The 6,798-nt window shown below is 65.9% G+C and carries 7 protein-coding genes and 1 riboswitch; all 7 genes read left to right on the top strand.

Going from position 1 to position 6,798, the window contains the following annotated elements; translation table 11 throughout:
- Window positions 1–301 (top strand): preprotein translocase subunit SecG (gene secG, locus HCZ97_RS18635; RefSeq protein WP_254871605.1); only part of this gene is annotated, 301 nt, incomplete at its 5' end.
- A 227-nt stretch (window positions 302–528) separates the two neighbouring features.
- On the top strand, window positions 529–2,172 hold the full coding sequence (locus HCZ97_RS18630) for a CTP synthase (RefSeq protein ID WP_167690621.1): 1,644 nt from the start codon (window positions 529–531) through the stop codon (window positions 2,170–2,172).
- A 116-nt stretch (window positions 2,173–2,288) separates the two neighbouring features.
- Window positions 2,289–3,164, top strand: coding sequence for a hypothetical protein (locus HCZ97_RS18625; protein ID WP_217701825.1), 876 nt, complete (start codon window positions 2,289–2,291; stop codon window positions 3,162–3,164).
- 308 nt (window positions 3,165–3,472) lie between these two features.
- Window positions 3,473–3,587, top strand: a riboswitch (TPP riboswitch).
- Window positions 3,581–4,192 (top strand): YkoF family thiamine/hydroxymethylpyrimidine-binding protein, encoded by a 612-nt coding sequence (locus tag HCZ97_RS18620; protein ID WP_167690619.1) that lies wholly within the window; start codon window positions 3,581–3,583, stop codon window positions 4,190–4,192. (Overlaps the previous riboswitch by 7 nt.)
- Before the next feature lie 4 nt (window positions 4,193–4,196).
- Entirely contained in the window at window positions 4,197–4,961 is a 765-nt protein-coding gene (locus HCZ97_RS18615; protein WP_167690618.1) for an ABC transporter permease, read from the top strand.
- On the top strand, window positions 4,958–5,728 hold the full coding sequence (locus HCZ97_RS18610) for an ABC transporter ATP-binding protein (protein WP_167690617.1): 771 nt from the start codon (window positions 4,958–4,960) through the stop codon (window positions 5,726–5,728). The genes HCZ97_RS18615 and HCZ97_RS18610 overlap by 4 nt, the downstream gene beginning before the upstream one ends.
- Window positions 5,725–6,723: an ABC transporter substrate-binding protein gene (locus HCZ97_RS18605; RefSeq protein ID WP_167690616.1), complete on the top strand. Its 999-nt coding sequence runs from the start codon at window positions 5,725–5,727 to the stop codon at window positions 6,721–6,723. The genes HCZ97_RS18610 and HCZ97_RS18605 overlap by 4 nt, the downstream gene beginning before the upstream one ends.
- The last annotated feature ends 75 nt before the right edge of the window (window positions 6,724–6,798 follow it).

Raw genomic sequence — 6,798 nt, 5'->3', positions numbered from 1 at the left:
TGGCATGGGCAGCGGCGGCGGCGGCAACGGTGCCATCTCCGGGCGCTCCGCGGCGACGATCCTGACCCGCGCCACCTGGGTGCTGGCCGGCGCCTTCATCGTCACCTCGCTGGTGCTCACGATCATCGCGGCAGAGAAATCCGCGGGCAGCTCCGTGCTGGACCGGATCGGCAACCTGACGGCCCCCGCTGCGGAAGAGACCGCGCCGGCGCCGGAAGACACGGCCCCCGATGGCGGCGCGCTTCTGCCGCCCCCCTCCGGCAGCTCCGATCCCAGCAACCTGACCCCCTCGGCCGACTGATCCCATCCGGGACCGTATCCCGGCCGAACCCTCAAGTTATACAAGACCTTGCGGCACGGCCCGTGCCCAAGGCAGCATCTTGCGGATCCTGTTGCCGCAGGCAGGCGAATCTGTTATCGCTTAAATCCCGTGATGCTGCAGTCTTCGGACTGCTTTTGGGCATTTGAATCGCGTCTTGGCGGCCCTCCCGCCAACCACCGCCGACCACCCACGGGAGCCTGAGTAACATGGCCAAATATATTTTCATCACGGGCGGCGTCGTGTCGTCCCTTGGTAAAGGCCTGGCCTCCGCCGCCCTGGGCGCCCTGCTCCAGGCCCGCGGTTTCTCCGTCCGCCTGCGCAAGCTTGACCCCTACCTGAACGTCGACCCCGGCACGATGTCCCCCTTCGAACATGGTGAGGTCTTCGTGACCGACGATGGCGCGGAAACCGACCTGGACCTGGGCCATTACGAACGCTTCACCGGCGTTGCCGCGCGCAACACCGATTCCGTCTCCTCCGGCCGGATCTATTCCACCGTGCTGGAAAAGGAACGCCGCGGCGACTACCTGGGCAAGACCATCCAGGTCGTTCCCCACGTCACGAACGAGATCAAGGATTTCCTGGCCGTCGGCGAAGACGAAGTCGACTTCATGCTGTGTGAGATCGGCGGCACCGTCGGCGATATCGAGGGCCTGCCCTTCTTCGAAGCCATCCGCCAGTTCAGCCACGACAAGCCGCGCGGCGAATGCATCTTCATGCACCTGACGCTGCTGCCCTACCTGGCCGCCTCCGGTGAGCTGAAGACCAAGCCGACCCAGCACTCCGTCAAGGAACTGCAATCCATCGGCATCGCGCCCGATATCCTGGTCTGCCGCTCCGAGCAGCCGATCCCGGAAAAGGAACGCGAGAAGATCGCGCTCTTCTGCAACGTGCGCAAGGAACACGTGGTTGCGGCCTATGACCTGAAGTCGATCTACGAAGCGCCGCTCGCCTACCACCGCGAAGGCCTGGACCAGGCGGTTCTGGATGCCTTCAACATCGCCCCCGCGCCCAAGCCCGACCTGACCGTGTGGCAGGACGTGCAGGACCGGATCTACAGCACCGACGGCGCGGTCAACATCGCCATCGTCGGCAAGTACACGCAGCTTGAAGACGCCTACAAGTCGATCAAGGAAGCCCTGGTGCACGGCGGCATGGCCAACCGGATCAAGGTCAACGTCGAATGGGTCGATGCAGAGGTCTTCGATCACGAAGACGCCGCACCCCACCTCGAAGGTTACCACGCCATCCTCGTGCCCGGCGGCTTCGGCGAACGCGGCACGGAGGGCAAGATCAAGGCGGCGCAATTCGCGCGCGAACGCCAGATCCCCTACCTGGGCATCTGCCTCGGCATGCAGATGGCCGTGATCGAAGCGGCCCGCAACCTGGCCCGGATCGAAACCGCGGGCTCCGAAGAATTCGACCACGAAGCCGGCCAGAAACGCTTTGAGCCGGTCGTCTACCACCTCAAGGAATGGGTGCGCGGCAACCACGCCGTCAAGCGCCAGGTCGATGACGACAAGGGCGGCACCATGCGCCTGGGCGCCTATACCGCCAACCTGGCCGAAGGCTCCAAGGTTGCAGAGGTCTACGGCGCCACCACGATCGAGGAACGCCACCGTCACCGCTACGAGGTGGACATCAAGTACCGTGACAAGCTCGAGGAATGCGGCCTGTCCTTCTCCGGCATGTCCCCCGATGGCCGCCTGCCCGAGATCGTTGAGGTCAAGGACCACCCCTGGTTCATCGGCGTGCAATTCCACCCGGAACTGAAATCCAAGCCCTTCGCGCCGCACCCCCTGTTCAAGGACTTCGTGCGCGCCGCCAAGGAAGTCTCGCGCCTGGTCTAAGCCCCCTTACCGGGCTTTTCAGAAAACCGACCCGGCCCGCCGTGCTTCACGGCGGGCCTTTTCTTGACTCGGTCCCCCCGCCCGGTACGCTTCTTACGGTTGCAGGGGGATGCAAGATGGCAATCATGGGGATATTCGCCGCCGCGCCGGACTGCACGCTGGTGCAGGCGCAGTTCTGGGATGCCTTCCGCTGCGGGCTGCCCGGCTTTCTTGGCCTGATCCAGGTCATCCTGGCCATTGCCCTGCTCGCGGCGCTGATCGGCTTCCTGGTCGGCCTGACCCTGCAGCCGAGGCTGCGCAGCGGCCTGACCTTCCTGGCCATCAGCTTTGCCTTTTCCGTCATCGCGCTCACCGCCGGCTTTTCCAGCGCCAATTCCCGCAGCAGCGCCGTCGGGGACATCCTGCCGGTTCTCCTGGGCGGGGCCGGCACGCTGGCGGCCCTCTCCCTGGTGCAGAACAAGGTGAACCAGGTGCTGGCGCTCTGGATCGCAGTGGCCTTCTCGATGCAATTGCTGGTCGGCTTCCACATCGGCTCCCTGAACCGCAGCTGGAACGAGGACCTTGTCGCCCAACGCAAGAGCGAGATCCGCCTTGCCCGCGTCCTTGAGGAGACCGGGGATGCCACCGCGACCAAGGATGCCACCGCGACGGAACCGGCCCCCGTGACCAGCGGTGGTGCATCGAGTGGCGGGGGCCGCGGGGGCCCGATCTGGACACCCGAATTTGGCAAGCGCCCCGGCTACCCGCCCACCTTCCTCTTCAATTGTCCGCCCGGCAGTTCCGGGCAAACCTGTGCCTTCGATGACTTCCAGCCCTTGAATTACCTGTTGGGGCAGGAAGAGACCTTTCAGGATCTGCTGGGCGGGCCGGGCGCCAAGCTTACCTGCCTTGACGGATATGGAAATATTCGTCCCAGCTGGGAATGTTATGGCCAGGTGGACCTGCCGCCGGGGATGTCGGACATCATTGATATCAAACAATATTTCAAGTAGCTGCCCCGCCGTCCCGGGCCCGCGAGACCCCCATATTCACGGAAAGCGCGCAACCTCGGGAACCGGATGGCCCCTTCCCCCGTTGTCTCTTCAAGCAGGGGCCGCAGCGCCCGATATTAAAGGAGAGACTGTCATGAATTCCATCATCTACCTCGTCGGCCTGGTTGTCATCGTTCTGGCCATTGTCGGCTTCGTCCTCTGAACGGCACAGTCCCTCAGAAACACCCTGAAAAGGCGGCCCCGAACGGGCCGCCTTTTCCGCATCTGCCCCCCTTGCAGCTCCCTCCGGGGCGTGATTTACCATGCGCCAACATATCCAGGGGGGCCCCGTATTGCCGGGGCTGAGATGCTAGGCGCCATGCCTGCGAACCCTCAACAGCTGATCTGGATCATGCCAGCGTAGCAAGGAGGCTTAGATGTTCGCCGGAGCACAACTTTCCCTTTATCCCATGACCGACGGGTTCGTCGGCACCATCCTGGAAGCGCTTGAAGCGCTCGACCCCTGGCGCGATCGCCTGCGGGTGGAAACCGATGATATCTCGACCCTGATCGTCGGCCCGCCAGAGGTGCTCTTCCCCGCCCTGCGCGATCTTTACGTGCGCGCCGCCGCCACCCGTCACCACGTGGTGCTGCGCGCCACCATCTCGCGCGGCTGCCCGGGCGAACCGGACGATCCCGCCTGCGTCACCGGGGCGCTGGCCGATCCCGACACCCCCCTTGCCACCCGCATTGCCGAGGCCAAGGCCATCGTCGCAGAGGCCCCCCAGACCGGAGAGGAAGCCGCCGCGCAATTCTCGCTCTACGTGATGGGCAACGGCGACCACATGGCAGAGATCTACGGCTGCATCGACTTCCTCAAGGAAAGCGGCACCTTCGATCGCTCCAAGAACTTCTGCACGCGGGTCAAGGGCGATGCCGGCCCGGTCTTTGCCACCATCTCAGAGGCCTTCTGCCGCTTCGGCCCGCCCGAAGGGCATGTGACGCTGGACCTCACGGTCTCGGCCAACAGCCCCTCCACCAAGCGCTGATCCCATGAAAGACGCCCTGCAACGGGCGGTGTCGCGGGCCTGGCCCGCGCTTGCCGCCGTGGCCGGCCTCCTGCTTGCGTGGGAACTCGGCTGCCGTCTGACCGACATGGACCCCGCCACCCTGCCCACGCCCACGCGCGTGCTGGAACAGGGCTGGCTTGCGCGCGACGTGCTCTGGCGCAACCTGCTGCCGACGCTGGGCGCGACGCTGGCGGGCTTTGCGCTGTCGCTCACCACGGCCTTCGCCTTTGCCGTGGCGATCGATTTCGCCCCGCCCCTGCGCCGCGCGCTCTTCCCGGTCTTCGTGATCTCCCAGACGCTGCCGCTGGTGGCCATCGCGCCGCTGGTGGTACTCTGGTTCGGCTTCGGCCTGCTGCCCAAGATCCTGCTGGTGGCGCTGGTGACCTTCTTCCCGATGCTGGTGGCGCTGGTCGATGGCTTCACCGCCACGGAGCCAGAAATCGCCCGCCTCTTGCGCGCCATGGGGGCCAGCCGGCGCGGGGTCTTCCTGCGCGCGCGCCTGCCCTCTGCGCTGCCCTTCTTCTTTGCCGGGCTGCGGATCTCCATCACCTACGCGGTGGTGGCGGCGATCTTTGCAGAATATGCCGGCGCGGCGCGGGGCCTCGGCATCTTCATCCTGAACGCCAAGAACAACTTCCGCCCGGATCTGGTGCTGGCCGCCGTGGCGCTCAGCTCCGCGCTGACGCTGGTGCTTTTCGGGCTGGCCGCGCTGCTCCAGCACCTTGCCATGCCCTGGAGACGCACATGACCCCCCATGGACCCCATCCCACAGGCGGCACCCTCCGGCTTGAGGGGATCTGCGTCACCCGGGGTGAGACCGAGGTGCTGAAGGATCTCTCCCTCTCGGTCGCGCCCGGCAGTTTCACCACCATCCTCGGGCCCTCCGGCGCGGGCAAATCCACGATCTTCGAGCTGCTGCTGGGCAGCCTTGCCCCCGATGCTGGCCGGATCACCCTGGATGGCGCGCCGCTGAAGCCGGATCTCTTTGCCTACATGCCCCAGCGCGATGCGCTGATGCCCTGGCGGCGGATCCTGTCCAACGTGACCCTCGGGCTTGAGGTGCAGGGCATGTCCCGCGCCGCCGCCCGCGCCCGTGTCCTGCCGCTTCTACCGCGCTTCGGGCTGGACGGGTTCGAACGCCACTGGCCGCAGCAGCTGTCGGGCGGGATGCGGCAACGCGCGGCGCTGGCGCGCACCATCGTGCAGGACCGCCCCGTCATGCTGCTGGATGAACCGTTTGGCGCCCTCGATGCCATGACCCGGCGCGACATGCAGCGCTGGCTGGAAGCCCAGCGCGACGGCGCGCCGCAGACCACGATCCTGATCACCCACGACCTGCGCGAAGCGGTGGCGCTCTCGGACCGCATCCACCTGCTCTCTCCCCGCCCGGCGCGGGTGGTCCGGACCTTCGACGTCCCGCTGCCCCGCCCGCGCCTGACCGCCGCCCCGACAGAGGCGGCGCTGAAACTGGAAAACGACATCCTCGACACCCTCATGCAAGGAGACACGACATGAACCGCCTTCTCGCCCTGCTCCCGCTTGCCGCCTTCTCCGCAACCCAGGCCCTGGCCGAAGAGGTCACCGTGGCCCTCGACTGGACGCCCAATACCAACCACATCGGCCTCTACGTGGCCGAGGCAAAGGGCTTTTACGACGACGCCGGCCTGGATGTCGCGATCCTGCCCTACTCGGATACCTCCTCCACCACGCTGGTCGCCAATGGCGTGGCGGAATTCGGCGTGCTCTCGGGCGTGAGCTACTTCACCCGCCGCGCCGCCGGGGCGGACCTGCTGGCAACGGCGGCCGTGGTGCAGCATGAAACCGGCCGCGTGGTCATGGATGGCACCCGCGTCGATATCTCCACCCCCGCGGACCTGGATGGCAAGATCTACGCCGGCTTCGGCACCGACTGGGAAGAGACGCTGATCTCCACCATCATCCGGAACGGCGGCGGCAACGGCGATTTCGAAACCGTCACGCTTGGCACCTCCGCCTACGAGGCGCTGGCCAATGGAAGGGTCGACTTCACGCTGGAGGTCTCGACCTGGGAAGGCGTGAACTCGGTCCTGCTGAACCGCCCGCAAAAGGCCTTTGCCTACGGCGATTACGGCGTGCCGGATTCCCACACCACGCTGATCGGCGCGCGCGAAACCTGGCTTGAGGAAAACCCCGAGACCGCCACCGCCTTTACCAGCGCCACGATCGAGGGCCTGCGCTTTGCCGCAGAGAACCCGGATGAAGCCGCCGATATCCTGATCGCCGCAACCGAGGGCATGCTCTCCAACCCCGAGCTGATCCGCGCCTCCCTGCAGATGATGGTCACCGGCGAATTCCTGATGACCCCCGATGGCACCGTGGGCCTGATGAACGGCGACAAGATGGCGGGCTTCGGCAGCTTCCTGTTCGAGAACGGCATCCTGCGCGATGCCGATGGCGTGCCGCTGGAAAAGAGACCCGATTTCTCCACCTGGTACAGCAACGCCTATTCCGGGGCCGCTTCCGGCGAATGATCGCCCCGCTCTGAGCCTTGCCCTGAACCTTGCCAAGACCTTGACTTCGGGCCCCGCTGGCGGCCCGAAGCACAG

Origin of the sequence: Pseudooceanicola sp. HF7 (assembly GCF_011806405.1) — a bacterium.
Taxonomy (GTDB): domain Bacteria; phylum Pseudomonadota; class Alphaproteobacteria; order Rhodobacterales; family Rhodobacteraceae; genus Pseudooceanicola.
Note: the sequence above shows the minus strand (reverse complement) of the source record. Positions and strands in the feature narration are given on the sequence as shown.

Coding starts and splice junctions, on each gene's coding strand:
- HCZ97_RS18630 (WP_167690621.1), top strand. CDS start 529: ATGGCCAAATATATTTTCATCACGGGCGGCGTCGTGTCGTCCCTTGGT.
- HCZ97_RS18625 (WP_217701825.1), top strand. CDS start 2,289: ATGGCAATCATGGGGATATTCGCCGCCGCGCCGGACTGCACGCTGGTG.
- HCZ97_RS18620 (WP_167690619.1), top strand. CDS start 3,581: ATGTTCGCCGGAGCACAACTTTCCCTTTATCCCATGACCGACGGGTTC.
- HCZ97_RS18615 (WP_167690618.1), top strand. CDS start 4,197: ATGAAAGACGCCCTGCAACGGGCGGTGTCGCGGGCCTGGCCCGCGCTT.
- HCZ97_RS18610 (WP_167690617.1), top strand. CDS start 4,958: ATGACCCCCCATGGACCCCATCCCACAGGCGGCACCCTCCGGCTTGAG.
- HCZ97_RS18605 (WP_167690616.1), top strand. CDS start 5,725: ATGAACCGCCTTCTCGCCCTGCTCCCGCTTGCCGCCTTCTCCGCAACC.